The following is a 24917-nucleotide window of genomic DNA, read 5'->3' as shown; positions in this document are numbered from 1 at the left end:
TTATCCATGCATCAACCCTTAGAGGGTGAAGCGCTGGGTCATATGGTGCAGGGTGTTGGCCAGCTTGCTCAGCTCGACGCAAGCCTGGGCGATCTGATGAGCGCCCTGGGCATTCTCGTCAGCGGCATTGTGAATGTTGACGATGCTGCGGTTGAGCTCTTCGGTCACCGCGTTCTGCTCTTCGGTGGCGGTGGCGATCAAAGTGTTCATGTCGGTGATGCGCACCACGGCACCGTTGATGGTCTCGATACTGGTACCGGCATCCCGTGCCAGACCGACACTCTCCTGCATCTGGTGACGGCTCAGCTGCATGGCGTTGCCCGCCTCGGCGGCGCGGCTCTGCAGCAGCTCGATCATCTTGCTGATCTCGGCGGTGGAGTCCTGGGTACGCTGGGCCAATGAACGCACTTCATCCGCAACGACCGCAAAACCACGGCCCTGCTCACCGGCACGGGCCGCTTCGATGGCAGCGTTAAGGGCCAGCAGGTTGGTCTGACCGGCGATATCGCGGATCACATCCAGCACCACGCTGATATTGGCGCTATCGGCCTCCAGCTGCTGCACCACTGTGCCCGCCTGTTCAATCTTGACCGACACCTCTTCGATGCTGGCAATGGAGCTGCGTACCACTTCGCTGCCGGCAGCAGAGGTGCGGGAGGCATCCTTGGCGGCGCTCATGGCATCCGTGGTGTTGCGGGCCACTTCATTGACGGTGGACTGCATCTCGTTCATGGCGGTCGCCACCTGGGATACTTCGTTCTGCTGGATGGCCATGCCGCTGGCAGACTGGCTGGAGATGGCGCTCACCTCCTCCACTGCGCTGCTGAGTTGGCTCACGGAGCCGGCGATCTCACTCACCAGATCGGAGAGGGAGCCCTGCATCCGGTTGATGGCGGAGCCCAGCTGACCCAGTTCATCACGGTTGAAGCGGCTGTCACGGATCCACTGCTGCAGTTCGCCCTGACCCAGATCGCCATTGGCAATACGCTGGGCCTGACGGGCCAGCATGATCAGCGGGTCGCGGATCTGGCGGGTCAGTACCACGGAGAGCACCACCACAAGGATCAAACCGAGCACCAGCGCGATGGTGACACTCAGATTGGCGGAGTGATAAGAGTCGACAATATCGCTGCGGGATTCAGACGCATAACCATGGTTAATCTGGATAAGGGAGGCCACTGACTTGCTCAGCGCGGTGTAAAGGGGAACCCCCTCCTCAAGGAAGATGCGTTGGGCTTCGGCAAGCTGATCGCTGTCTTGCAGCTGTTTGACTCGCTGGTGCAGGGCGACGTAACGATCCCAGTCAGATTTCACCGTATCGAAGGTACGGCGCTCCGCCACATCCTCAGGCCAGATCGTCTTGTCATGGGCAATCAGCTGCTGCGCGATCGAGTTAAGCTGTTGACTGGCAATATTCCGATATTCAGCCCTTTTCAGCGGCTCGGCGGCCACCACGAAATAACCCAGCTCATAACGACGCAGCTCACCGAGAGAATCCCCGATCGCGCTGGTGCGATTGACCGCTGGCAAGATGCTGTCGGTAAACCGGATGGCAACATCATTCATGTTGCCAAACTGGACAAGGGCAAAACCGCCGATAAAGGCGACCATCAAACCGAGCACGGCAAAGCCGGCGGTGAGTTTTTTACCTATGGTCATGGTACTGGTATTCATGGGATATCCTGGTGGTCGTTAAATTCGTAGCACTCGTCCGGTTCACGCCCTCCTGGCATGAACTATCTGGCCACCTGTTCAGTGGCGCACCATCCAACCTTGATGAATATCTCTGAATTCCATGAGCGGCAGCGAGAGCCGTGAGGGGGCGCTAGAGTAACCGGATTGTGATGGTTCGGAAAGAGTCTGTCCGGTTACTTTTTGTAAGGTGAAAACGAGGGATTTATCGTGCTCGATTAAATATACTGCTCAGATGAATAAATCGAAAAAATACATAACGTTTGCATAAGGCAAGCCGCACGGGCCAAGCCGTTGCAGGCCACCACTCTGATCCGGAACCAATGAAAAACGCCAGCAATGGCTGCTGGCGTCTCGTTTATTCAGCAAGGCGGTTACAAAATAACCGCCATCTTATCCGCGCAGGCCGCCCAGAAATTCGGCCCGGGTATCGGGTTGGGTCTTGAACACCCCACCGAGGGAGGTGGTGGTGGTGTAAGAAGTCGAATCCATCACCCCGCGCGCCTTGACACAGTAGTGGGTCGCCTTGATGCTGATGGCCACATCCTTGGTGCCGAGCAGGGTCTGCAGCGCCAGCAGGATCTGCTGGGTGAGCCGCTCCTGCACCTGGGGACGGCGGGCAAAGAACTGCACGATGCGGTTGATCTTCGACAGGCCAATCACCTTGCCTCGAGGGATATAGGCCACATGAGCCATGCCGTCGATGGTGACGAAGTGGTGCTCGCAGGTGCTGGTGAGGCTGATGTCCCGCACCATGATCATCTCGTCCACCTGCATCTTGTTCTCGATCACTGTCACCTTGGGGAAGGTGGAATAATCGAGGCCGGAGAAGATCTCATTGACGTACATCTTGGCGATGCGATGCGGCGTCTCGGCCAGACTGTCATCGGTCAGATCCAGCCCCAGCGTCTCCATGATGGAGCGCATATGGCCTTCGATCTTCTCCCGCTTCTGCTGGCTGTTCAGCTCGTTGATGACCAGGGGGGTTTCCAGTCCCTGGGCTTCGAGGGCAGCCCTGACCAGCAAGGCTTCCGGACTTAAGGTTGTCATTATCTTCTCTCCCACGCTCAGGGACTGTGAGGGCAGCTCATCGAGCAACCCCTTATGTTATGGCGGCGTACAGGGCCGACGGTATCGCTGTAATGGTCGCCACACGGGATGTAACGGCCATCTGTTATGGCGGCATAGTAAACGGCCATTGCCGCCAAGATTCAAGTCAACTTGTGCGTCACCTCATACTTTATGGCCATCTCACCCCGTTTTGGCGCCGATTACCCCGAGATTCCCTTGAGATAACCTGCCCATCCCCGGGGATTTTTGTGATAATCCCGCCTTCAATCATAGAAAGAGGTCATGACGATGGGATTTGATACCAGCGGACTACTCCCCTTAAGCGATGCCCGGCAAGGGATGCTGGAACAACTCGCCTGCTGCTGCGACAGCGAGCAGCTGCCCCTGCCAGATGCCCTTGGCCGGGTTCTTGCCAGCGACATCGCCTCTCCCCTCGCCGTGCCCCCCTTCGACAACTCTGCCATGGACGGTTACGCAGTGCGCCTTTCGGATCTCGCCAGCGGCACCCCGCTCATCATGGCGGGCAAAGCGTTTGCCGGTCAGCCCTATCAGGGCGAGTGGCCCGCCGGCCACTGCGTGCGGATCATGACCGGCGCCCCGGTTCCCGCAGGCACCGATGCGGTGGTGATGCAGGAAGAAACGCAGGCCGATGGCGATCGGATCACTTTTCTGGCGCAACCCGAACCGGGCCAGAATATCCGCCGCGCCGGCAGCGATATCGGCAAGGGTGCTTGTGTGTTGCAAGCCGGCACCCGCCTTACCCCGCGCGAGATGCCGCTGCTGGCCTCCCTCGGCATCGCGACCGTGCCGGTACGCCGACCGCTGAAAGTGGCCATCTTCAGCACTGGCGATGAGCTCAAGCCGGTTGGCACCCCGCTGGCCCACGGCGACATCTACGACTCCAACCGCTACGGCGTGCGGGCCATGCTGGCGCGGCTGGGCTGCGACTGTCTCGACCTTGGTATCATCCCGGACGAGCCCGCCCAACTGCGCGCTGCCTTTATCCGCGCCGACGAAGAGGCCGATGTACTCATCACCACCGGCGGCGTCTCGGTGGGGGAAGCGGACTTCACCAAACAACTGCTGGACGAGCTAGGCGAGATTGGCTTCTGGAAGCTGGCCATCAAGCCGGGCAAGCCGTTTGCTTTTGGCCGTCTGCCCCGCGCCTGGTTCTTCGGCCTGCCGGGCAACCCCGTCTCCGCCATGGTCACCTTCGATCAGCTGGTGCAACCGGCGCTGGCCAAGCTGGCAGGTCAGCACTTCGAGCGCCCGCTCCAGCTACAGGCCATTGCGGCCGAGCCACTCAAAAAGAGCCCGGGCCGACTCGACTTCCAGCGCGGCATCATGAGTCAGGGACCGAACGGCCTCGAGGTGCGCAGCACCGGCTCGCAGGACTCCGCCGTGTTCAGTTCCCTGTCGCGAGCCAACTGCTACATCGTTCTTGAACGGGAACGGGGCCGCGTCGCCGCGGGCGAGACGGTGACCGTGGAGCCATTCGGGGGATTGCTGCTGTGAGCGAGATCCTGAGCGACGCCGAACTGCTGCGCTACAACCGCCAGATCATCCTCAAATCCTTCGACTTCGAGGGACAGGAGGCGCTCAAGCAAGCCAGGGTGCTGGTGATCGGCGCCGGTGGCCTTGGCTGCGCCGCCAGCCAGTATCTGGCGGTGGCCGGGGTTGGCCAGCTCACTCTGGTCGATTTCGACAAGGTGGAGCTCTCCAACCTGCAGCGTCAGGTGTTACACAACGATGAGCGCATCGGTCACTACAAGGTGGACTCAGCAGCGCAGTCGCTGCGTGCCCTCAATCCCTGGCTCAACGTGGAGACCCACGCTGCCGTGGCCGATGAGGCGCTGCTCGATACCCTGCTGCCACGGCATCAGCTGGTGCTCGATTGCACCGACAACCTGGCTATTCGCAACCTGCTGAATCAAAAGGCACGCCTGCACAAGGTGCCGCTGATCAGTGGCGCCGCCATCCGGCTGGAGGGTCAGCTCTGCAGCTTCACCTGGCAGCAGGATGAGCCCTGCTACGCCTGCCTCAGCGCCCTGTTTGGCGAGCAGGCCCTCACCTGCGTCGAGGCAGGTGTGCTCGCCCCCGTGGTGGGATTGGTGGGTAGCCTGCAAGCACTCGAAGCGATCAAGCTACTGGCCGGCATGGGCAAGAACTACAACGGCCGCCTGCTGATGATCGACGGCCTGAGCGGCACCTTCCGCGAGATGAAGCTGCCCAAGCGCCCCGACTGCCCCGTCTGCTCCCATCCTTGACGCAAGCGGGATCAAAAAAGCCGAACCCTGTGGTTCGGCTTTTTGGTACCTGCACCTAACAACCCCTTCTTTAATGGGTCGTGAGGATCCGTTGCAACAGGTGATTAAAGCCCGAGGGGTCTTCCGCGGGCCAGGCGTGGTGGCCGTTGGGGGTGTGGATGGTTGCGTTGGGCAAGGCGGCAAACTGCTCTACCCGTTTGGCCAGCGGCAGGTAGTCGTGACTGGTGGAGATGATGGCCACCGGCTGCCAGATAGCGCCGAGCCGGGCACGTACCGACCAGCCCGGTAGCGCCTCCAGCAGCGCCTTGTAGGTTTTCTTTTTATTGCGCACGAAACGCAGCCGGAAGGTATGGCGCACCTGCGCCAGATCCGGGCCCGGGAAGAGCTCGCGTCCCAGCCACCAGGCGAGCGGGCGCATGCCAAACCAGCGCAGCCATTTGAGGCGCTGGGCGTAACGCTCCTGCTCTTTGGGTGTTTCCAGCAGAAACTCGCTAAAACCGTTGACCAGCACCAGCCCCTGCACCTTGTGGGGCAGTTGCAGCGCCAGCTCCAGCGCCACCATGGCCCCGAGCGACAATCCCACCACCCAGGCGGGTTCTTGCTGTGCATCGAGCCAGTTCACCACATCGGCTGCCAGGGTCGCCACATCGAACGGCCCCTCCTGCATGCTCTGGCCGTGGCCGCGCAAGTCCAGCGCCACCACCCGGTACTGTTCGGAAAACCGTTCGATCTGCGCCTGCCAGTCGAGGCTGGAGGAGCCCAGCCCGTGCAGCAGCAACAGTAAGGGGCCCTCCCCCGCACTGCGCAGGGCAAGACCGTTGAATTTCATCACCTGATTGCGGCGCATCAGTGTATTGCCTCTCGACTCATCACCTGAACCATCTCTCGTTGTTATATGGCCCGTGGCCATCCTGCCACGTTATCAGCACGGCGCCCAATCAGCCTTCGCTGACCAGACTCACCGCCTTGATGTAAGCGTAGATCTGCTGCTCCGGCACCAGCGCCAGCCGCCTGGCGGAGCGGCTGGTGATCCGGGCCAGCAGTATCTGCTCACCCAGCGCCAACTGCAACAGGGTCTGGCCGGGGCGCACCTCGCGCACCGCCAGCAGACGGGTGACGAGACAGTTGGAAAGGCTGGAGTGCTCGATGGGGGCGGTGGCGATCACCACATCGCGCCCGGCCACCTTGATCTGCAAGGGGCCGCTCTCGTCCGGCACATGGGTCATGGTGACCCGCAGTTGCTGCTCACCAAGCTGCAGGGTCGCCATCTGCTCCTCTTCATCGTAGTGAGAGAGGGTCGCCGCCAGCATCACCCCGGCATCGTCGCGACTGGCGAGCGAGAGATCGGTGCGGGCGAAAATCTCCCTCGGCCTGCCTTGCGCCTCTACCCTGCCACCTTCCAGCAGCACCAGCTGATCGCAGAGCAAACTCACCTCCTCCATAGCGTGGCTGACGAAGATCATCGGGATGCCGCTCTCCTGCTGCAACCCCTTGAGCACATGGGCCTGATGGATGCGGCTGCGCCGATCGAGCGCCGAGAAAGGCTCATCGAGCAGCAGCAGATCAGGCTCGGCCAGCAGCGCCCGCCCCAGCGCTACCCGCTGGCGTTGACCGCCAGAAAGCGTATGGGCAGGCTGCCCCAGCAGATCGGCAAAACCGAGTCGCGCCGCCAGCGCTTCGGGCTGCCAGCGCCCTCGCCCCTTGCGGGCCGCCAGTTGCAGATTGCCGAGCACCGTCAGATGGGGGAAGAGGCGCGAGTCCTGAAACACCAATCCGATCCGGCGCGCTTCGGGCAGAAGTTGAGCATACTCCCGATCGCGCCACCGCAAGCGATCCCCACTTCGGCGATCGAGTCCGACGATGATGCGCAGCAGTGTGCTCTTGCCGCAGCCGGAGGGGCCGAACAGGCCGAGGATCCCCCCCAGCTCGAGGGTCAGTGCGCAATCGAGGGTAAAGGAGCCAAACTCGCGCCGAACATAGAGGTTCAGGGCATGGCGGTGCGGCTCGTTCACTGGCGGCATAGTGGCGGGCTGGTTCATCCAAACACTCTCCGCTGTCTACGCTGCAGCACACCATAGACCAGCACCAGCATCACCAGCGAGAAGGCCATCAAACCGCCCGCCAAAATATGGGCGTTCTGGTAATCCATCGCCTCCACATGATCAAACAGGGCGATGGAGAGTACCTGGGTCTCACCCGGGATATTGCCGCCAATCATCAGCACTACGCCAAACTCCCCCAGGGTGTGGGCAAAGCCGAGGGCCGCCGCCATCACGAAGCTGGGCAGGGTCATCGGCAAGATGATGTGGAAGAAGCGTTCCAGCGGGCCTAGCCCCAGGGTAGCGGCGGCCTCCAATTCCTTGTTGCCCATGTTGACGAAGGCGGAGGTGAGCGGCTGCACCACAAACGGCAGCGAATAGAGGATGGAGGCAAACAGCAGGCCGGGAAAGCTGAAGGCAAGGGGGGCACCAAAAGTGTCGCGCCACCAGGCGCCGAAGCCATATTCGGGGGAGAAGGCGAGCAGCAGATAAAAACCCAGCACAGTGGGGGGCAGCACCAGCGGCAGCGCCACCAGCGCCTCCACCAGCGGCCGCAGCCGGTTCTGACTGCGCGACAGCCACCAGGCCAGCGGCGGTGCCAGCAACAGCAAAATCGCTGTGGTGCAGGCCGCAAGCTTCATTGTGAGCCAGACCGCCAGCAGATCCCCTTCACTCATTGCCGACCTCCCGGTTGATAAATGCCCCCAACGGCATGGTATCCATCCTTATTGCAAAGAGTGGCCGACCCGAAGGCCGACCACTCAGGGTATCGCATAAGGCCCATCCCCTTATTGGGGCAAGGCATAACCCGCCGCCTTGATCTGCGCCTGACCCGGCCCCTTGAGCCAGGCGACCAGCGCCTCGACCGCGGCGCCTTTCTTCAATACCAGCCCCTGCTGTTCGATGGGCGGATAGAAGTCGGCAGGCACTGCCCAGGCTTCGGCGGTCTTGCCCGCTTCCACCAGATTGGCCCAGGCGACAAAGCCCAGCTCGGCATTGCCGGTGTCGACAAATTGCCAGGTCTGGCCAATGTTGGCGCCGGTCAGCAACCGGTACTGCTTGGGATCGATTTTGAGATGGGTGAGGGTCGCCATGGCGGCAGCACCATAGGGGGCGGTACGGGCATTGGCGATGGCGAGGTTGCCTTTCCAGCTGCGCAGGGTCGCCTCGTCAGGGGCCGGCCCCCCCTTCTTCCACAGCCCCAGCTGGCCGATGGCGTAGGTGAAGCGATCGCTCCCCTTGCCCTCTTTTTCCAGCTTCTCGGGGGTCACCGCATCGGCGGAGAGGAAGAGATCGAACGGTGCGCCGTGACTGATCTGGGTGTAGAGCACTCCAGTGGCGGCAGACGAGATGGCCAGGGTGTGGCCGGTCTTGGCGGTGAACTCCTTGCCGATACGCTCTATGGTTCCCTTGAAGTTGGCAGCCACAGCCACCTTCACTTCATCAGCCTGCACGGCACCGGTATGCAAGGTGGCGGCGCAGACGCCGGCGATGACAACAGATAACAGCGGTTTCATTCCCTTTCTCCTGATGGGGCCCGCACATCCGCGCCCCTTGGCGGGGCCGTGGTTCCCGTTGAACCTGCGCCCCTCGTGATGAACAGGTCAGGCTTGCCAGCGGGCAGCGGCGGCGTTGTCGCTCTCCTTGGCCTCGACCCAGCGTTGCACACCCTCGGCAGTCAGCTCTTTTTTCCAAAACGGTGCCCGGGTTTTCAAGAAATCCATGATGAAGTGACAGGCATCAAAGGCTGCGTCGCGGTGGGCACTGCTCACCGCCACCAGCACGATCTGATCGCCAAGCCACAGCTCGCCGATACGATGAATGAGGATACACTCCTGCAGCGGCCAGCGGCGACGGGCCTCCTGCACGATATCGGCCAGCGCCTTCTCGGTCATGCCGGGGTAGTGCTCGAGGGCAAGCCCCTTCACCTCCTCCCCCTGATTGAAGTCGCGAACCTTGCCAACAAAAGTGACGATAGCGCCACTGTCGGGGCGGGTGGCGAGGCGGGCATATTCGTCCGCCAGCGAGAAATCGGCCCGCTGCACCAGAATGCGGTCTGTAATGGCTACGTCGTTCATGGCTCAGCCTCCGGTCGTTACTGGAGAGAAAGTGAAGAAGGCCACTTCGTCACCACCGCACAGCTCAGTGGTGCGATCCACGGTCATTATCTCGCTCATCCTTAACCTCCGGTCACCGGCGGGAAGAAGGCCACCTCATCGCCATCATTGATAGGCGTGTCGAGGGGCACCAGGGTCTGGTTGACCGCGACCAAGAGCTTGTCAGCTTCCAGCGCCAGCGCCCACTTGTCGCCGCGTTCACAGAGCGCCGAGCGCAGTTGTTCGGCAGTGGCGTAGTCGCACGGCAGGCTCAGCTCATCGCAGGCCACCAGCTCTCTTACTTGCGCAAAAAACAGTACCTTGATCATGCTTGCTCCCCGCTATTTGACCCCAGCTGAAAATGGCCGGACTTGCCGCCCTTTTTCTCTACCAGCCGCACCTGTTCGATCACCATGTCCTTTTGTACCGCCTTACACATGTCGTAGATGGTCAGCGCCGCCACCGACGCGGCGGTCAGCGCTTCCATCTCGACACCAGTCTTGCCGGAGAGCTTGCAGAGGGTGCGGATATGCACCTTTTGCTGCTCGGGCAGCGGCACTATCTCCACCTCGACTTTGGTCAAGGCCAGCGGATGGCAGAGTGGGATAAGATCGGAGGTCTTCTTGGCGGCCATGATGCCGGCGATGCGGGCGGTGGCGAACACGTCACCCTTGTGGTGCTGGCCGCTCAGGATCAGCGCCAGCGTCTCGGGGGCCATGACAACAAACGCCTCGGCGCGGGCTTCGCGCTCGGTCACCTGCTTGTCGGTCACATCCACCATATGGGCTTCGCCGCTCTGGTTCAGATGCGTCAGGTTGGGCTGGGTCTGCTTGGGATCGGTCTGGTTCATCGTTTGCTCTCAGAGGTGGGAGACAAAGTTGCACGGCTTGGTGCGGGCATCGAGCTGATCGCGGATCAGTTGTTCCCAACCCAGCTGACATGCGCCGGTGGAGCCCGGCAGACAGCAGATCAGGGTGCGATTGGCGAGCCCCGCCAGCGCACGGCTCTGCATGGCGGAGCCTTTAATCTCGGCAAAAGAGAGCTGACGGAACATCTCGCCAAAACCCTGTACGGTGCGCTCGAACAGCACACCGACCGCTTCCGGTACCCGGTTCTGTTCATTGAAGCCGGTACCGCCGTTAATCAGTACCACCTGCACTCCCTCATCGGCGATCCACTCGCTCACCTGGGCGCGAATGCGAAACAGGTTGTCGGGGCAGAGCGCCCGATCGGCCAGCTGATGGCCTGCGTCGGTAAGGGCCGAGACAAGATAGTCGCCCGAGCTGTCATCGGCGGCAGTGCGGCTGTCGGAAACCGTCAGCACGGCGATCTTGAGGGGAATAAATGCGTTATGTTTCTGTCCCATCGGGCAGCTCCTTGTGGCTATGGGCCGTCAACGAGGCAGGAAGAGAAGGGGTATGAGAGGCCAGCTGTCAGGGCGCAAAAACGGACGCAGACAGGGGTGACCAACTTGCTCAAGCGTGTGACGGCGGGCTGATTCTATCAAAGGTTTCACGAGATATGGGATTTAAAAGACACACAAATCTGATGCTTGTCCCATATATGAACAAAACGCAGGCCGGGCAAACCCGGCCTGTCGTCGCAGGATCAGAACCCTTTCACCCCAGTCATGTCGGGCAGCTGGTGAGCTATCCCCTTGTGACAGTCGATGCAGGTACTTTCACCACTGGCCAGATTGGTAGAGTGCATCTTGGCGGCACGCTGCCCCTGCAGGGAGAAGTCCATATACTCGAAGTTGTGGCAGTTGCGGCACTCGCGCGAATCGGTCTCTTTCATCCGCTGCCACTCTCGCTCCGCCATCTCGCGCCGGTGCGACTCGAACTTCTCACGGGTATCCACCTTGCCGGTGATCATGCCCCACAGCTCCTTGGAGGCCTGCACCTTGCGGATGATCTTGTAGGTCCACTCGTGCGGTACGTGGCAATCCGGGCAGCTGGCCCGCACGCCGGAGCGGTTGGCGTAGTGGATGGTGTCGCGGTACTCCTCGAACACGTTGTCCTTCATCTCGTGACAGCTGGTGCAGAAGGCCTCGGTGTTGGATGCTTCCATGGCGGTGTTGAAGCCACCCCAGAAAATCACGCCACCGAAGAAGCCCATCAGCAGGATGACCCAGAGAGCCGCCTTCGATGGTGACTTGAAGGTGGTCCACAGACGCTGGATAAAGCCGGGTAATTTCATCTATGGATTCCTCAGTTCAGCGCTTCAACCGGTTTAAAGGTATTTTCCACCAGCGGCTTGGCATCCGCTTGCGGTACATGGCACTGCAGGCAGAAGTAGCGACGCGGCGACACTTCACCCAGGGTCAGGCCGTCGCGGGTCTCGAAGTGAGTCGGACTGATCTTGGGGGCCTTCATGGCGCTGGCATTCTTGAAGCTGTGGCAAGCCAGGCACTTGTTGACCTTGGTGTCCACCTCGTAGTTGCGAATGTCATGGGGGATCAGCGGCGGCTGATGCATGTACTGGCGATCGTAGGGCGCGCCATCCTTGCGGAAGTTTTTCAGGGGCGCGGCGGTGGCATCGGTCACCAGATCGGTGGCGCCACGCTCGGACTTGAGGCCACCGGTACTGTTGGTGATCTCGGGGGCCGCTGCCATCAAGGATCCCGCCATCAGGCAGGCCAGCATTGCTCCAATCAGCTTTTTCATTATTTGTTCTCCGACGTTTTTTCTGCCTTGACGGCAAAACCTACAGTGATTTCAAAAACTTGTTCCGCGCAGACATCGATGCAGCGGCCACAGTTGGTACACTCCTGAGCCGCAATCAAGGGCCCATGACCGCGCTTGGCACCATGAACAGGCCCGCGCAGGATGGGACGCTCCGGGCAGACCGCATAACAATCCATGCAGTTGTTGCACCGCTCGCGCCCCTTGGCAGAAATCTTGATAAATCCGACCCGGTTGACCAGGGCATAGAAGGCCCCCACCGGACAGAGATGACCGCACCAACCCCGCTCAACCACGAAGAGATCGAACAGGAATAGCGCTGCAAGCAGGGCCCAGCCAGCCCCCATGCCAAACAGCAGGCCGCGCATGGCGAGTGACACCGGATTGACCAGCTCCCACACCATCACGCCGACCACAGCAGGCACCACCAGCACCATGGCCAACAGCCAGTAGCGGGTCGCACGGCTGAACTGGCCATTGCCCTTGAGGCCAAGGCGCACCCTGAGCCAGGCTGCAGCATCCGTGATGAGGTTGACCGGACAGACCCAGGAGCAGAACACCCTCCCCCCGACCAGCCAGTAACCGGCCAGCACAATGGCAGCCCCCAGCCAGAGAGTGGTGATGGGCCAGTGACCCGCCGCCAGCGACTGCAACAGCGTGAGGGGATCGGTCAGCGGCACCGTCTCCAGCAACAGCGAGCTGGAGAGGTTGCCCTTGAGGATCCAGATGCCCGCCAGCGGCCCCAGCAAAAACAGCCCGAGCACGCTGAACTGACTCAGCCGACGCAGCAGCAGGAAGCGGTGGGAACGCCACCACCCCAGCTTGATGCTAGCCTCTTCCCCCGGATAACGACTCATAACCCCTCCGGTTTGCGGGTGGGCAGGGTGAGTCTGTCGCCGATGAGCGACTTGTTCCCCGCCTTGGCCTTCTCTTCCCAGCCGAGCCGGTAGTGATGACCCAGCTCACCTTTGGCGAGCTGGCGTGGCACCACCTTGATGGCCGCTTCCTCCAGCACGCAGGCATGCTCGCACTTGCCACAGCCGGTACAGACATCGCTGTGTACCGTGGGCAGGAACATGGCGTGTTTGCCGGTACGCTGGTTATGCTGCAGCTCCAGAGTGATCGCCTTGTCAATCAGCGGGCAGACCCGATAACAGACATCGCAGCGCAGCCCCAGATAGTTGAGGCAGGTCTCGTGATCGATGAGCACTGCCACCCCCATCCGGGCCTGATCGATGTCGGTCATCTGCTGATCCAGCGCCCCGCTCGGACAGGCCACCACACAAGGGATGTCATCACACATCTCGCAGGGCACGGCACGCGCCTTGAAATAGGGGGTGCCGGTGGTCACAGGGTCAAACAGCCGGGCGAGCTTGAGGGTGTCGTAGGGGCAGGCCTCGACGCAGAGCCCGCAACGCACGCAGGCGCCGAGAAACTCTGCTTCATCGAGGGCGGCAGGCGGGCGCAGCGCCTGGGCAGGCACAGCTTGTGCCTGCTGGCGTGCCATGCCGCCGAGCCCCACGCCAAGCAGGCCCACACCGCAGGCCCCCTTGGCCATGTCGGCCAGAAACTGGCGACGACTACGACTCATCTCGTACTCCCCCGCCTTAAGCCTTCATCACCTTGACGGCGCACTTCTTGTAATCGGTCTCTTTCGAGAGCGGATCGGTGGCGTCCAGGGTCAGCTTGTTGACCAGCTGGCTCGCATCAAAGAAGGGCATGAAGACCAGTCCTTTCGGCGGACGGTTGCGACCACGGGTCTCGACCCGGGTCTTCACCTCGCCACGGCGGGAGGAGACGATCACCTCTTCACCACGACGCACGCCGCGAGCCTTGGCATCATCCGGGTGCATGAAGAGCACCGCATCCGGGAAGGCGCGATAGAGCTCGGGCACCCGACGGGTCATGGTGCCGGTGTGCCAGTGCTCCAGCACGCGGCCGGTGGAGAGCCACAGATCGTACTCTTTATCCGGCGACTCGGCAGCGGGCTCGAACGGCAGGGCGAAGATGACCGCCTTGCCATCGGGCTTGCCATAAAAACGCACCCCCTCGCCCGCTTTCACATAGGGGTCAAACCCTTCGCGATAGCGCCACAGGGTCTCTTTGCCATCTACCACAGGCCAGCGCAGACCACGGGCTTCGTGGTACTGATCGAACGGCGCCAGATCGTGGCCGTGACCGCGACCGAAGGTGGCGTACTCCTCGAACAAGCCCTTCTGGACGTAGAACCCGAAGTGTTCGGCTTCGTCGTTCAGCATCCCCTTGCTCTGCTCTTTCGGGAACTGGTTGACCTGACCGTTGGCATAGAGCACATCGAACAGGGTTTTGCCCTTCACTTCCGGCATCTTGGCAATCAGCTCAGCCGGCCACACTTCCTCAACCTTGAAGCGCTTGGAGAACTCCATCAGCTGCCACAAGTCGGACTTGGCCCCTTCCGGCGCTTTCACCTGCTGGTGCCAGAACTGGGTGCGGCGCTCGGCGTTGCCGTAGGCCCCCTCTTTCTCCACCCACATGGCTGTCGGCAGAATGAGGTCAGCAGCCTGGGCAGTGACGGTCGGGTACGGGTCGGAGACCACGATGAAGTTGCGCGGATCGCGATAGCCAGGCAGGCGATCGGTATTCATGTTGGGGCCGGCCTGCATGTTGTTGTTGCACATCACCCAGTAGGCGTTGAGCTTGCCATCTTTGAGCATGCGATCCTGCAGCACGGCGTGGAAACCCACCTTGTCGGGAATGGTCCCTTCCGGCAGTTTCCAGATCTTCTCGGCAATGGCGCGGTGCTTGGACTCGGTCACCACCATGTCGGCAGGCAGACGGTGGGCAAAGGTACCCACTTCACGCGCGGTGCCACAGGCAGAGGGCTGGCCGGTCAGTGAGAAAGGACCATTACCCGGCTCGGAGATCTTGCCGGTGAGCAGGTGGATGTTGTAGCAGAGGTTGTTGGCCCAGACACCGCGGGTATGCTGGTTGAACCCCATGGTCCAGTAAGAGACCACCTTCTTGCTCGGATCGGCATAGAGCTTGGCCAGCTTTTCCAGCTTCTCTTTGGAGACGCCGGAGAGCTTGGAGACAGACTCCACATCGTAGTCGGCCACAAACTTGGCAAACTCCTCGAAGGTCATCGGTGTGGCATCGCCGCTGTCCGGGTTCTTCGCTTTCTGCTGCAGCGGATCGGTCGGGCGCAGGCCGTAACCGATGTCGGTGACCCCCTTCTTGAACACGGTGTGCTTGTTGACGAAGTCCCAGTTCACCTTGTCGTTCTGGATGATGTAGTTGGCGACATAGTTGAGGATCGCCAGATCGGTCTGCGGGGTGAACACCATGCCGTTGTCCGCCAGCTCGAAGCTGCGGTGCTCGAAGGTCGAGAGCACGTGCACCTGCACATCCGGGTTGGAGAGACGGCGATCGGACATCCGCGACCAGAGGATGGGGTGCATCTCGGCCATGTTAGAGCCCCACAGCACGAACGCATCGGCCTGCTCGATATCGTCGTAACAGCCCATCGGCTCATCCATACCGAAGGTACGCATGAAGCCAACGACCGCAGAGGCCATGCAGTGACGGGCATTGGGGTCAATGTTGTTGGAGCGGAAACCGGCCTTCATCAGCTTGGCGGCAGCATAGCCTTCCCAGACGGTCCACTGGCCGGAGCCGAACATGCCGACGGCGGTCGGCCCCTTCTCTTTCAGGGTCGCCTTGAACTTCTCGGCCATGATGTCGAACGCCTGATCCCAGCTGATGGGGGCGAAGTCGCCATCCTTGTCGAACTGGCCGTTCTTCATCCGCAGCATCGGCTGGGTCAGGCGATCCTGGCCGTACATGATCTTGGAGAGGAAGTAGCCCTTGATGCAGTTGAGGCCACGGTTGACCGGCGCATCGGGGTCGCCCTGAGTCGCCACGACCCGACCATCCTGAGAGCCCACCAGCACGGAGCAGCCGGTACCGCAGAAGCGGCAGGGAGCCTTATCCCAATGGATGGCAGTCTTGTCGGTACTGGTGATGAGATTGGCTGCCAGCGTGGGGGCACTGACACCGGCCACGGCAGCGGCAGCTGCCACCGCGTTGGCCTTCATAAAGTCGCGTCGACTCAGCTTCATGGCATATCCTCACATTGCTTATCGCGTAATAGTTGTCGAATCTGTCGAACGGGAGCCAGCCATCAGCGGCAGAGGGCACGCCCGGCATCCCATCACTCTTTTCAGTGACCGCCCAGTTCATCGAACTGGTGGTAAATCAGGGCGGCAGAGAGCACACCCGGCATCGCCTGTATCGCATCAATGGCCGCCATGATCGGCCGCTGGCTCGGACCTTCCAGGGTCACGACCAGCTTACCCTCGTCACTGACGGCGTGGATCTCGGCCCCTTCAAGGGCGCCAATCTGCTCGGCGAGCTGATGGCGCAAGGGGGGCTGGGTCAGCACCACCAGACTCGATACATGGAACTCCTGATCCATTGTGGCTTCTGTGTCACACGGCTTCTGACTCATTCTGACTCCTGCTTGAGGGTGGACTGGCTCGTAACACCGGATGGGGCGGCTCGCCCATCGACCTTGATGCTGCCAACCGGACAATCCTGCACACAGGCGCCGCAGCCATTACAGCGATCCGGCTCGACCGTCGGGGTAGGCACACGCCCCAGCACCGGAATAAAACGAATGGCATTGGGCTCACAGCTGTCCTGACAGCGCTGGCAGAACACCTGACCATTGGCCAGACAGTTGGCTTCGATATGGGCCTTGTAGTGCCAGGGGGACTCGCTGGTCGGGCGAAATACAGGCGCCTTGCAGACCGTGGCGCACTCGGTGCAGAAGGTGCATTCGCCACGCTGGAAATCGACCACCGGAAAACCACCCTCGCCATTCACCAGGATCTGCTCCGGACAGGCCGCCAGACAGTCCCCGCAGCGGGTACAGTCGGCGACAAATGCCGACCAGTTGACTGACCAGGGCAACTGCACCGGCGGTTCGGCGGTTCTCAGCCGCCCCCGGAACAGGCCGCGGCGGGCAAGATCGATCTCATCCGGCATGTTGACTCCTGTTCTGGTGAAAAAGGGGGACAGTGCGAGTCCATGATTGGCATTCTTGATACCAATTATAAGAGTGGGTGTATATTGCGGCCCTGACAAGGTAAGGGATATACCACCAGGGAGATAAACAGGGGGGATTCTTGCGCCAGATCAAAGCCTTGCAGCGCAATAAAAATGGAGGTATCGGTTAAAATACCTCCATGTGAGGATTGCTATTTAATCGTTGGCGATTTTTTGCGGTTATCCGCCGATCGAGGCGAGATGAGGGGTGATGCCGGCATTGCCCTCATGGAGACGATGGGTGGCACTCTTGCCCGCCAGTGCCGCGCGAATGCGCTGTTGCAGCTCATCAGATTGCCCATCTGCGCCGAGCAGATCCCGCAGGTCAATGCCGTTGTCGCCAAACAGGCAAAGATGCAGCTTCCCCAGCGAGGAGACCCGCAGCCGGTTGCAACCGGCACAGAAATCCTTGCTGTAGGGCATGATGAGCCCCACCCCACCTTGCGAATCAGGGTGCATAAAGACCTGCGCCGGACCGTCATCCGTGCCCCGCAACTGCTGCACCCAGCCACTCTCCAGCAAGCGCTGTTTGATCTGCTCCCCGCTGACATGGTGGTCACGAAACAGGGTATCCATCTCGCCGGTCTGCATCAGCTCGATAAAGCGCAGCTCGATGGGCTTGTGCCTGATCCAGCCCAGAAAGGCATCGAGCTGATAGTCGTTGAGCCCCTTGAGCAGCACCGCATTGATCTTCACCGATTTGAAACCGGCGGCCAGTGCTGCTTCGATCCCCTCCATCACCTCGGCCAGCTTGTTCTCACCGGTGATCTGGTGAAACTGGCGCGGGTCGAGACTGTCGACACTGACATTCAGCGCATTGAGTCCGGCATCAAACCACTCCTGAGCCCGCTCCTTGAGGCGATAGCCGTTGGTGGTCATAGCGACCTTCTCGATGCCCGGGGTGGTGGCAATCACCTTGACGATCTCGGTGAAATCGCGGCGCAGGGAGGGCTCGCCCCCCGTGATGCGCACCTTGCGGGTACCCATGGCGGCAAAACCGCTGACCACGCGGCTGATCTCGTCAATCGAGAGAAAGGGTTGACGCCCCGCTTTGTGACCTTCGGGGGGGCGATAGCCGTCAGGCAGGCAATAGGTGCAGCGGAAATTGCACACATCGGTCACTGACAGACGCAAATAGTAAAAACGACGGGAAAAACCATCTTCAAGTGGCAACATAAACACCTTTCCAAATACGGGAGGCCAGGGCATTTCTTTCCTGACCCTTACAGCTCGAACGTCGGCTGACGGCTGGTTTCCCCCTATCACCAGGACTTAGGCAAAACCGCTCGGAGTTCATCTAGTTTTTCGATGCTAACACAAGTTGGAGTACACTCCCACGCATCTTGCGGGGTCCTTATCACTATTCAGAGGTGCGCATCAGTATGGGAAAACGGTTCAGGGTCCATTCGGTCAGCAGTGCCATTGGCCGCGCCATGGTGTTGATCCTCTTCATGGCCAGCCTGATCGCGCTGGTCGCCATGGTCACCCTCTTCTACTCGGTACCCGATGCCAAGGCGATCAATCTCTCCGGTTCGCTGCGGATGCAGGCCTACCGGATGGCCTACGAAATCGAGCGGGGCGACAGCGTGCTGGGGCGCCTCTCCCAGTTTGAAGAGACCCTGCACGCCGAAGAGCTGCAGGAGACCCAGCGCTGGATCACTCCTGCCTCCCTGCGTCGCACCTATGGCGAGGTGCTCGGCCAGTGGCAGGTGATGCGCCAGCACATCGAGGATCGCACCCCCAGACGGTACACCGATAACACCGAGCAGTTTGTGGCGGCCATCGACAATTTCGTCAATCAGATGCAGTACCACGTGGAATTCAAGGTGCGGATGCTGGCGCTTGCGGAGGGGCTCGGCCTGCTGGCCATCATCACCATCGCCTGGTTCACGGTGCGCTTCACCCGCCAGCAGGTGGTCGCCCCCCTCAACCAGCTGGTCTACTGTGCCCGCCAGATCCAGCGGCAGGATTTCGATCTTAAGCTGCCCGCCCACGGCGAAAACGAGCTGGGGGAGCTGTCGCGCGCCTTCGTCACCATGGCCGACGAGCTGGGCAAACTCTATCGGGAGCTGGAAAACAAGGTGGAAGAGAAAACCGCCAAGCTGCAACAGGCCAACGACACCCTCTCGTTTCTCTACTCGACCGCCCAGAAGCTGCACGCAGCCCCGCTCAGCACCCGTACCCTCATCAAACTGCTGGACCGCGCCGCCGCCCACCAGCATATCGACCATATCCGGCTGACCCGCTTCGAGCACAATGCCATGCCGGTCTATATCTCGGGGCGCACCGGCTGGCCCGGCGATCTCGATGCGGTGGCCAGCTTCTATCTGCAGATGGATGAGCAGGAGTTCGGCCGCCTCGACATCATCAGCCAGCACCCCATCGATGAGCGGTTGATCAAGAACTTCACCATGCTGCTGGCTCAGGTGCTGCACAAAGACCAGACCCTGCTGCAACAGCAGCGACTGCTGCTGATGGAGGAGCGGGCGGTGATCGCCCGGGAGCTGCACGACTCGCTGGCGCAGGCCCTCTCCTATCTCAAGATCCAGTCCACCCTGCTCAAGCGCTCTTACGCCAAGGGGCAGCATGACAAGGCGCAGGAGGCGATGCAGCAGATCGACGAGGGGCTTAGCAATGCCTATACCCAGTTGCGCGAACTGCTCGGTACCTTCCGTCTCACCATTGGCGATGCCAATCTTGGGGAAGCAATCCGGGTGATGCTCGATCAGCTGCAACCTCAGACCCAGGCCGAAATCCGGTTCCATTACGGACTGGCCGACAACGACCTGGAGGCGGGCCAGCATATCCACATTTTGCAGCTGATCCGTGAGGCAGTGCTCAATGCCATCAAACATGCCAACGCGCAAGTGATTGATGTTAGCTGTGAGACCCTCGCCAGTGGTAACATTGAGGTTCAGATTTCAGATGACGGTGTCGGGATCGGACTCGCCAGCTCGGCGATCAACCATTACGGGTTGAGCATCATGAACGAGCGCGCCAGCAAACTGCACGGTCTGCTGACCATCAACGAGCAGCAACCACAAGGCACCTGCGTGCATCTGACCTTTCCCACCAGTCTAGCGAGAGACGCCTGATGGACGAGATGAAATACACAGTTCTGGTCGTAGATGACCATCCCCTCATGCGCAAAGGGATTGTGCAGTTGCTGGCTCTGGAAGAGAACATGGAGGTGACCGGTGAAGCCTCCAACGGCACAGATGCCGTGGCGCTGGCCAAAGAGTCCGAGCCGGACCTGATCCTGCTCGACCTCAACATGAAGGGGCTCTCCGGCCTCGATACCCTCAAGGCGCTGCGGGCCGAAGAGATCACCTCCCGGGTGGTGATCCTCACCGTCTCCGATGCCCGTCAGGATGTGGTGGCTTTGCTCAAGGCCGGTGCCGACGGCTACCTGCTCAAGGATACCGAGCCTGATCTGCTGCTTGCCCAGCTGGCCGACGTGATGACCGGCAAGCAGATCCTGAGCGAACCGCTGCGCCCCTATCTCGAAAACATCTACGAGCTGGATCACCTGCAGCAGAAGCTGGAAAGCTTAACGCGTCGCGAAATGCAAATCCTGCGCGAAATTGCAAAAGGCCTCTCCAACAAACAGGTCGCCTCGGTACTCCATATCTCCGAGGGAACGGTCAAGGTTCACGTGAAGAGCCTGCTGAAGAAACTCGAGGCGCAAAGCCGCGTGGAAGCGGCTGTCATGTATCTGGAGCAGCGCAACTAAGCGCCCTCAACCGCCCGAAAAGCCACCCTCCGGTGGCTTTTTTCATTCTCTGGCACAGTCGCTGCATTGTCATATTCAGCAACTACTCAATGGAGGATGGAACATGAAACTACAACCTTTGGCACTGTTCCCCTTGCCTTCCCACATACTGCCGGGCGGCAAGCTTCCTCTGCGTCTGTTCGAGCCACGCCACCTGCAGATGCTCAAGGAGTCATTCATCAACGATCAGGGCTTTGGCATCGTGATGGAAGAGTCGACCACCTCGGGACAATCCGGCCGCATTCTGCCGGTGGGCACCCGGGTCAAGGTGACCGACTTCTACACCCTCAATGACGGCCTGCTGGGTGTGACGGTGCTGGGACTGGAGCGCTTCTGCATCCACGAGATGGAAACAGACGAGATGGGCCTGCGTCGGGCCAAGGTGGAGATGCTGCCCAACTGGCCGAGCACCCACTCAGATTTCAACGACAAGCTGCTGGTCAATCGCCTGCGGGAAGTGTTCGAGCAGTATCCGGAGCTTGATGAACTCTATCCGGACAAGCGTTTTGAAGATGCCGCCTGGCTCTGCCAGCGCTGGCTCGAGATATTGCCGATGCCGATTTATGAAAAGCAGATGCTGATTGCCAAACAAAACAGCGAAGCAGCCCGTAAATTTCTGCATCGCCTGATTTCACAATGACAAAAACAGCGTTGCAAAATGCAATTATTCCAACAATGAAAATGTGAAATTCGCATTTTGCGAGTAAGTAGGAACGCAAAACGCCATAACAAGAGAGAGCCGCTGCGCTAAACGGCCAAAATTGAACACAAAAGAGTCTAAAAAAGTTGGCACAGATTTTTCATATAGATTGATACAACCCGATTTATCCCGTGCTCTCTTCAGTATTTGCTGAAGAACTGGTCAACCCACAAAGTTGACCATTTTTTTTATCCGCGCGTCGGCAACCGCTGACCAAAGTGACGCTGCAAACACTCTCTCAGCCGTGACAAGGTGATAGGCTTGGCGAGAAAGTCATCCATCCCCTGCGCCAGACAGCACGCCTTGTCCTCCGCCATCGCATTGGCCGTCAGGGCGACGATAGGCATGGTGCATCCCAACTCCCGCAACCGGCGAGTCGCTTCCAGTCCGTCCATCAGGGGCATCCGCATATCCATCAGGATCAAATCCGGGAGCTGCTCATCCACCTGCGCCAGCGCCTCCAGACCATTGGCAGCCAGCCGTACCTTGCCCACCAGTTTTTGCAGCATCAGCGATACCACCAGCTGATTTACCGGGCTGTCCTCCACCACCAGCACATCCAGTGGCAGCAGTGCCGAAGCCCCCTCCTCCCGCTGCGGCTGGCTATGGCAAGGCAACGCCATGCCAGGCAGTTCGAACCAGAAACAGCTTCCCTTGCCCAGCTCGCTCTTCAGGTGGATCTCTCCCCCCATAAGCGTCACCAGACGCTTGCTGATGGCAAGACCGAGGCCGGTACCGGAAAAACGCCGGGTGGCCGAGTTGTCGACCTGGGAGAAGGGTTCAAACAGCAGTGCCTGATCCGCATCAGCGATCCCGATCCCGGTGTCGGAGACCGAGATCAGCAGCTTCTCATCCTGCCAACCCAGGTGCAGTGTCACCTGCCCCTGCTCGGTAAATTTGAGGGCGTTGTCCAGCAGATTACCCATCACCTGCGACAGACGCATCGGATCCCCCTGCAACTCCCGGGGCACAGACTCATCGACCCGATAAACCAGCGCAATCCCCTTGGCGGTCGCGCGAGCTTGCAGCGGCTCGACCAGAGATTGGCAAAGCTGGACGGGTTGCAGGGTCTCGCAGTGAAACACCAGGGTTTGCGACTCAATTTTCGAAAAATCGAGCACGTCGTCGATGATGGTTTGCAGCAATCTGGCCGAGTGGGTGGCATGGCGCAGCAGGCTCTGTTGCTCCGGCGCCAGCTCGGCATGCTGCACCAGATCGAGCATCCCCAACACCGCATTCATGGGCGAACGGATCTCGTGGGTCATCATGGCCAAAAACTGGGACTTGGCACGGTTGGCCGCTTCGGCCTCATCCCGTGCCCGCGCAAGCTCCTCTTCACGGCGGATCTGGTTGCTGATATCCCGGGCAGTGCCGCGATAACCGATAAACAGGCCATCATTGTCAAAGCAGGGCTCGGCGCTCACTTCCATCCAGCAGGGGCCGTGTTGCAGCGCAACCTGCATCCGCACCCCTCGCACCGGCTGGCGCAGCGCCAAAAGCTGCAGGTATTTCTGGGCATCGCAGCTCTGCTTGTTGCAGACGTAGTCATAGAGGGTCGGCCGGGTCGCCTGCGGGGTCATCTCATCCAGATAACCCGGCTCAGAGGCATAACTGAGGCGATGCTCGGCATCTGTCTCCCAGAACCAGTCCGAAGCCATGGCGGCGAAGCTGCGAAAACGGCGTTCGCTGGCCTGCAGCGCTTCGGTTTTTACTGCGACCTGCTCCTGCAAGCGGGCCCGATAGGTGATGTTGACCAGCGCCTGGGCGATGAGCGGACGGCAACGCTCCATGGCGGCCTTGCTGGTGAGATCGAAGGTGCCCGCCCGGGCGTGGCGGCAGATGAGGGTAGCGGTAAAACCGGGGGCCTGTAGCCCGGTCAGCATCACGCTGGCCCAGCCCGGCTCGCTCGCCAGCGGCGCCAGCTCAGGCAGCTGGGCGGGATCGTAAATCACCAGGGTTTCACCCGAAATGGCGCGGGCAAATGCCGGAGTCATGCGCCAGCTGCGGGCTGATAGCATTGGCTCGGTACTGAGGTGGGTACTTCCCTGCTCCCCTTCCCAGGCCACCACATCCGCGTGCTCAAAGCCGATAAAGGGTTTGAGCACCTGGATAAGGCTCTCCAGCACCTGCTCCAACGTCTTGGCATCAGCGAGGGTGGCAACCCCGCCCAGCAGGGTCTGGGACTCGTGACGATACTTGGCCTCGCGCTCGCGGCAACGTATAAGATCGACCAGTGTGGTCTGCAATTTGTCGCCGAGGGCTTCCAGTTCACTGTTGCCAATCATCTTGTTGCCTGCTCTGTTATGTTCTGCCGACTCAACGGGTCAGGAAAATCACGCTCGATACCATCAGGTTGCCGTGGGCCAGCTCGCCATTGGGCAGCCGCCCCTGCTCGCCGAAGGTAAAGGGGGTGATAAAAGGGATCTTGCCGAGGCGAGCCTGGCTCTGCTCGACAAATTGGCACAACATATCACCTAGCGCCAAACGGCAACCAGCACAAAAGATGATGAGCGCGCCGATAGGCTGCAATTCCACATCGACCCCATACCCTGGCTCGACGCGCATGGCATTGAGGCTGCGCTGCAACAACCCTTCCTGACTGCTGTACATCAACAGCAGACGCTCCCCTTGCACCACATCGGTAAAGAGCCGCAGCCCGCCCTGTTCGGTCACCGCTTCGGGATGGGAGAGTTTGTAGTAAGGAATGCCATCCAGTGCTCCCACCTGACGAGCCAACGGGGTGAGCGTGGTCTCCCGCAAAATCGCCCCCACCGGCCAGGGCTGCTCGCGCCCGCACCAGCGGGCATAGACCTCGGCGGCAGGTTGGTGATCGATAGTGAGTACCTCCCGCCCGTTGCAGGCGGTGATCTCGCCGCTGAATTCGGCAGGCACATAGCCCGAGTGAAACTGAAAAGCGAGCTGGCAATCGGGATAGAGCACCGCCAGACCGATGCCATCCTGAGCCACCGCCTCATCCCAGCAGAGCTGCCAGTCACCGCTGACGCTACTATCAGCCGCGGATCCACCGACCACCGGCACCGAGGCACCAAGTTCGGCCTCGATACCGGCCAGCAGCCCCTCTTCCTTGCCGGGACTGGCATGAAACAGGATCAGCTGGGGCAGCTCGCCCGGCCGACCACAGTCGCTCATGGCTCGGCGCAGCAACTGCCGCACATCCACCCCGTCACCGCTGGCACCGGCTACCCCGAATGCCCCTTTCTCATCGTACAGGGCAGCAACGGCCAGCCCATATCCGTCTCGGGCGTGGTGTCCCATCTCGGTCATGACGCCACCGCAAGAGCTGCACCCAAGCAGGCGGGTCGTCGGGAACTGGCGTTTGAGCGCGTCGCGCAGTATCGCCCCCTCATGGGCTTGGGTAAAATAGAGTAACAGCAGGGAGGGGGCCTGATCGGCATGGTGGCGCAGCTGCGCGCAGATATCTTGGGCCGCCAGCGATGAATTCTGGGCGAGGGAGTGAACGGTCAGAAATTTCAACACCATCTCCTTGTTT

Annotated in this window: 25 protein-coding genes and 1 riboswitch; of the genes, 5 read left to right on the top strand and 20 right to left on the bottom strand. The window is 60.6% G+C overall.

Going from position 1 to position 24917, the window contains the following annotated elements; all coding sequences use genetic code 11:
* Window positions 1-18 precede the first annotated feature (18 nt).
* Window positions 19-1674: a methyl-accepting chemotaxis protein gene (locus G5253_RS03695; protein ID WP_266134509.1), complete on the bottom strand. Its 1656-nt coding sequence runs from the start codon at window positions 1672-1674 to the stop codon at window positions 19-21.
* Between the two features lie 411 nt (window positions 1675-2085).
* A complete protein-coding gene (gene folE / locus G5253_RS03690; RefSeq protein WP_058055823.1) occupies window positions 2086-2742 on the bottom strand; it encodes a GTP cyclohydrolase I FolE in 657 nt (218 codons plus the stop codon).
* A gap of 309 nt (window positions 2743-3051) precedes the next feature.
* On the opposite strand from folE, the gene moeA reads away from it, so the two are divergent.
* Window positions 3052-4278, top strand: coding sequence for a molybdopterin molybdotransferase MoeA (gene moeA / locus G5253_RS03685; RefSeq protein WP_323137654.1), 1227 nt, complete (start codon window positions 3052-3054; stop codon window positions 4276-4278).
* The gene (moeB, locus tag G5253_RS03680; RefSeq protein WP_266134511.1) at window positions 4275-5030 is read left to right on the top strand and encodes a molybdopterin-synthase adenylyltransferase MoeB; all 756 of its coding nucleotides are present in this window, start codon (window positions 4275-4277) and stop codon (window positions 5028-5030) included. Before moeA ends, moeB begins: the two co-directional genes overlap by 4 nt.
* 70 nt (window positions 5031-5100) lie before the next feature.
* Here moeB and G5253_RS03675 read toward each other — a convergent pair whose 3' ends face one another.
* The 16 genes from G5253_RS03675 to moaA form a co-directional block, all read right to left on the bottom strand.
* Window positions 5101-5877 (bottom strand): alpha/beta fold hydrolase, encoded by a 777-nt coding sequence (locus G5253_RS03675; protein ID WP_266134512.1) that lies wholly within the window; start codon window positions 5875-5877, stop codon window positions 5101-5103.
* Between the two features lie 91 nt (window positions 5878-5968).
* Window positions 5969-7069 carry a molybdenum ABC transporter ATP-binding protein gene (gene modC, locus G5253_RS03670; RefSeq protein WP_410170578.1) on the bottom strand — a complete coding sequence of 367 codons (1101 nt, stop codon included), beginning with the start codon at window positions 7067-7069 and terminating at the stop codon, window positions 5969-5971.
* Complete coding sequence (gene modB / locus G5253_RS03665; protein WP_236344488.1) at window positions 7066-7746, bottom strand: molybdate ABC transporter permease subunit; 681 nt, start codon at window positions 7744-7746, stop codon at window positions 7066-7068. The genes modC and modB overlap by 4 nt, the downstream gene beginning before the upstream one ends.
* Window positions 7747-7857: 111 nt before the next feature.
* Entirely contained in the window at window positions 7858-8586 is a 729-nt protein-coding gene (gene modA, locus G5253_RS03660; RefSeq protein ID WP_266134513.1) for a molybdate ABC transporter substrate-binding protein, read from the bottom strand.
* Window positions 8587-8673: 87 nt separating this feature from the next.
* Entirely contained in the window at window positions 8674-9147 is a 474-nt protein-coding gene (moaE, locus tag G5253_RS03655) for a molybdopterin synthase catalytic subunit MoaE (protein WP_266134514.1), read from the bottom strand.
* 101 nt (window positions 9148-9248) lie between these two features.
* Window positions 9249-9494, bottom strand: a complete 246-nt coding sequence (moaD, locus tag G5253_RS03650; protein ID WP_266134515.1) for a molybdopterin synthase sulfur carrier subunit — start codon at window positions 9492-9494, stop codon at window positions 9249-9251.
* A complete protein-coding gene (moaC, locus tag G5253_RS03645; protein WP_266134516.1) occupies window positions 9491-10015 on the bottom strand; it encodes a cyclic pyranopterin monophosphate synthase MoaC in 525 nt (174 codons plus the stop codon). The genes moaD and moaC overlap by 4 nt, the downstream gene beginning before the upstream one ends.
* Window positions 10016-10024: 9 nt before the next feature.
* Window positions 10025-10531, bottom strand: a complete 507-nt coding sequence (gene moaB / locus G5253_RS03640; RefSeq protein WP_064340970.1) for a molybdenum cofactor biosynthesis protein B — start codon at window positions 10529-10531, stop codon at window positions 10025-10027.
* 242 nt (window positions 10532-10773) lie between these two features.
* Window positions 10774-11364, bottom strand: coding sequence for a cytochrome c3 family protein (locus G5253_RS03635; protein WP_005353459.1), 591 nt, complete (start codon window positions 11362-11364; stop codon window positions 10774-10776).
* Window positions 11365-11375: 11 nt separating this feature from the next.
* Window positions 11376-11831: a nitrate reductase cytochrome c-type subunit gene (locus tag G5253_RS03630; protein ID WP_005334452.1), complete on the bottom strand. Its 456-nt coding sequence runs from the start codon at window positions 11829-11831 to the stop codon at window positions 11376-11378.
* Window positions 11831-12706 carry a quinol dehydrogenase ferredoxin subunit NapH gene (gene napH, locus G5253_RS03625; protein ID WP_216951734.1) on the bottom strand — a complete coding sequence of 292 codons (876 nt, stop codon included), beginning with the start codon at window positions 12704-12706 and terminating at the stop codon, window positions 11831-11833. The genes G5253_RS03630 and napH overlap by 1 nt, the downstream gene beginning before the upstream one ends.
* Window positions 12703-13440, bottom strand: a complete 738-nt coding sequence (napG, locus tag G5253_RS03620; protein WP_201995906.1) for a ferredoxin-type protein NapG — start codon at window positions 13438-13440, stop codon at window positions 12703-12705. The genes napH and napG overlap by 4 nt, the downstream gene beginning before the upstream one ends.
* A 16-nt stretch (window positions 13441-13456) precedes the next feature.
* Window positions 13457-15946 carry a nitrate reductase catalytic subunit NapA gene (napA, locus tag G5253_RS03615; protein ID WP_266134517.1) on the bottom strand — a complete coding sequence of 830 codons (2490 nt, stop codon included), beginning with the start codon at window positions 15944-15946 and terminating at the stop codon, window positions 13457-13459.
* Window positions 15947-16047: 101 nt separating this feature from the next.
* On the bottom strand, window positions 16048-16302 hold the full coding sequence (locus G5253_RS03610; RefSeq protein ID WP_031227438.1) for a chaperone NapD: 255 nt from the start codon (window positions 16300-16302) through the stop codon (window positions 16048-16050).
* Window positions 16303-16331: 29 nt separating this feature from the next.
* A complete protein-coding gene (napF, locus tag G5253_RS03605) occupies window positions 16332-16874 on the bottom strand; it encodes a ferredoxin-type protein NapF (protein ID WP_202003227.1) in 543 nt (180 codons plus the stop codon).
* 240 nt (window positions 16875-17114) lie between these two features.
* Window positions 17115-18110, bottom strand: a complete 996-nt coding sequence (moaA, locus tag G5253_RS03600; RefSeq protein ID WP_266134518.1) for a GTP 3',8-cyclase MoaA — start codon at window positions 18108-18110, stop codon at window positions 17115-17117.
* A riboswitch (molybdenum cofactor riboswitch) is annotated at window positions 18098-18238 on the bottom strand. (Overlaps the previous gene by 13 nt.)
* Window positions 18239-18316: 78 nt before the next feature.
* Between moaA and narQ the strand changes: the two genes are divergently transcribed.
* The 3 genes from narQ to G5253_RS03585 all read left to right on the top strand — a co-directional run bounded on the left by narQ (window position 18317) and on the right by G5253_RS03585 (window position 21346).
* Window positions 18317-20029: a nitrate/nitrite two-component system sensor histidine kinase NarQ gene (gene narQ / locus G5253_RS03595; protein ID WP_005334468.1), complete on the top strand. Its 1713-nt coding sequence runs from the start codon at window positions 18317-18319 to the stop codon at window positions 20027-20029.
* On the top strand, window positions 20029-20667 hold the full coding sequence (narL, locus tag G5253_RS03590) for a two-component system response regulator NarL (protein ID WP_005334471.1): 639 nt from the start codon (window positions 20029-20031) through the stop codon (window positions 20665-20667). The genes narQ and narL overlap by 1 nt, the downstream gene beginning before the upstream one ends.
* Before the next feature lie 103 nt (window positions 20668-20770).
* On the top strand, window positions 20771-21346 hold the full coding sequence (locus G5253_RS03585) for an LON peptidase substrate-binding domain-containing protein (RefSeq protein WP_005334473.1): 576 nt from the start codon (window positions 20771-20773) through the stop codon (window positions 21344-21346).
* Between the two features lie 248 nt (window positions 21347-21594).
* Here G5253_RS03585 and G5253_RS03580 read toward each other — a convergent pair whose 3' ends face one another.
* Both G5253_RS03580 and G5253_RS03575 read right to left on the bottom strand, forming a co-directional pair.
* Window positions 21595-23691, bottom strand: coding sequence for a hybrid sensor histidine kinase/response regulator (locus G5253_RS03580; RefSeq protein ID WP_266134519.1), 2097 nt, complete (start codon window positions 23689-23691; stop codon window positions 21595-21597).
* 31 nt (window positions 23692-23722) lie between these two features.
* On the bottom strand, window positions 23723-24907 hold the full coding sequence (locus G5253_RS03575; RefSeq protein WP_040065205.1) for an FIST signal transduction protein: 1185 nt from the start codon (window positions 24905-24907) through the stop codon (window positions 23723-23725).
* Window positions 24908-24917 lie beyond the last annotated feature (10 nt).

Source organism: Aeromonas sp. 602658, assembly GCF_049173005.1.
Lineage (GTDB): Bacteria > Pseudomonadota > Gammaproteobacteria > Enterobacterales > Aeromonadaceae > Aeromonas > Aeromonas veronii_A.
This window is presented reverse-complemented; position numbering and strand designations above follow the sequence as displayed.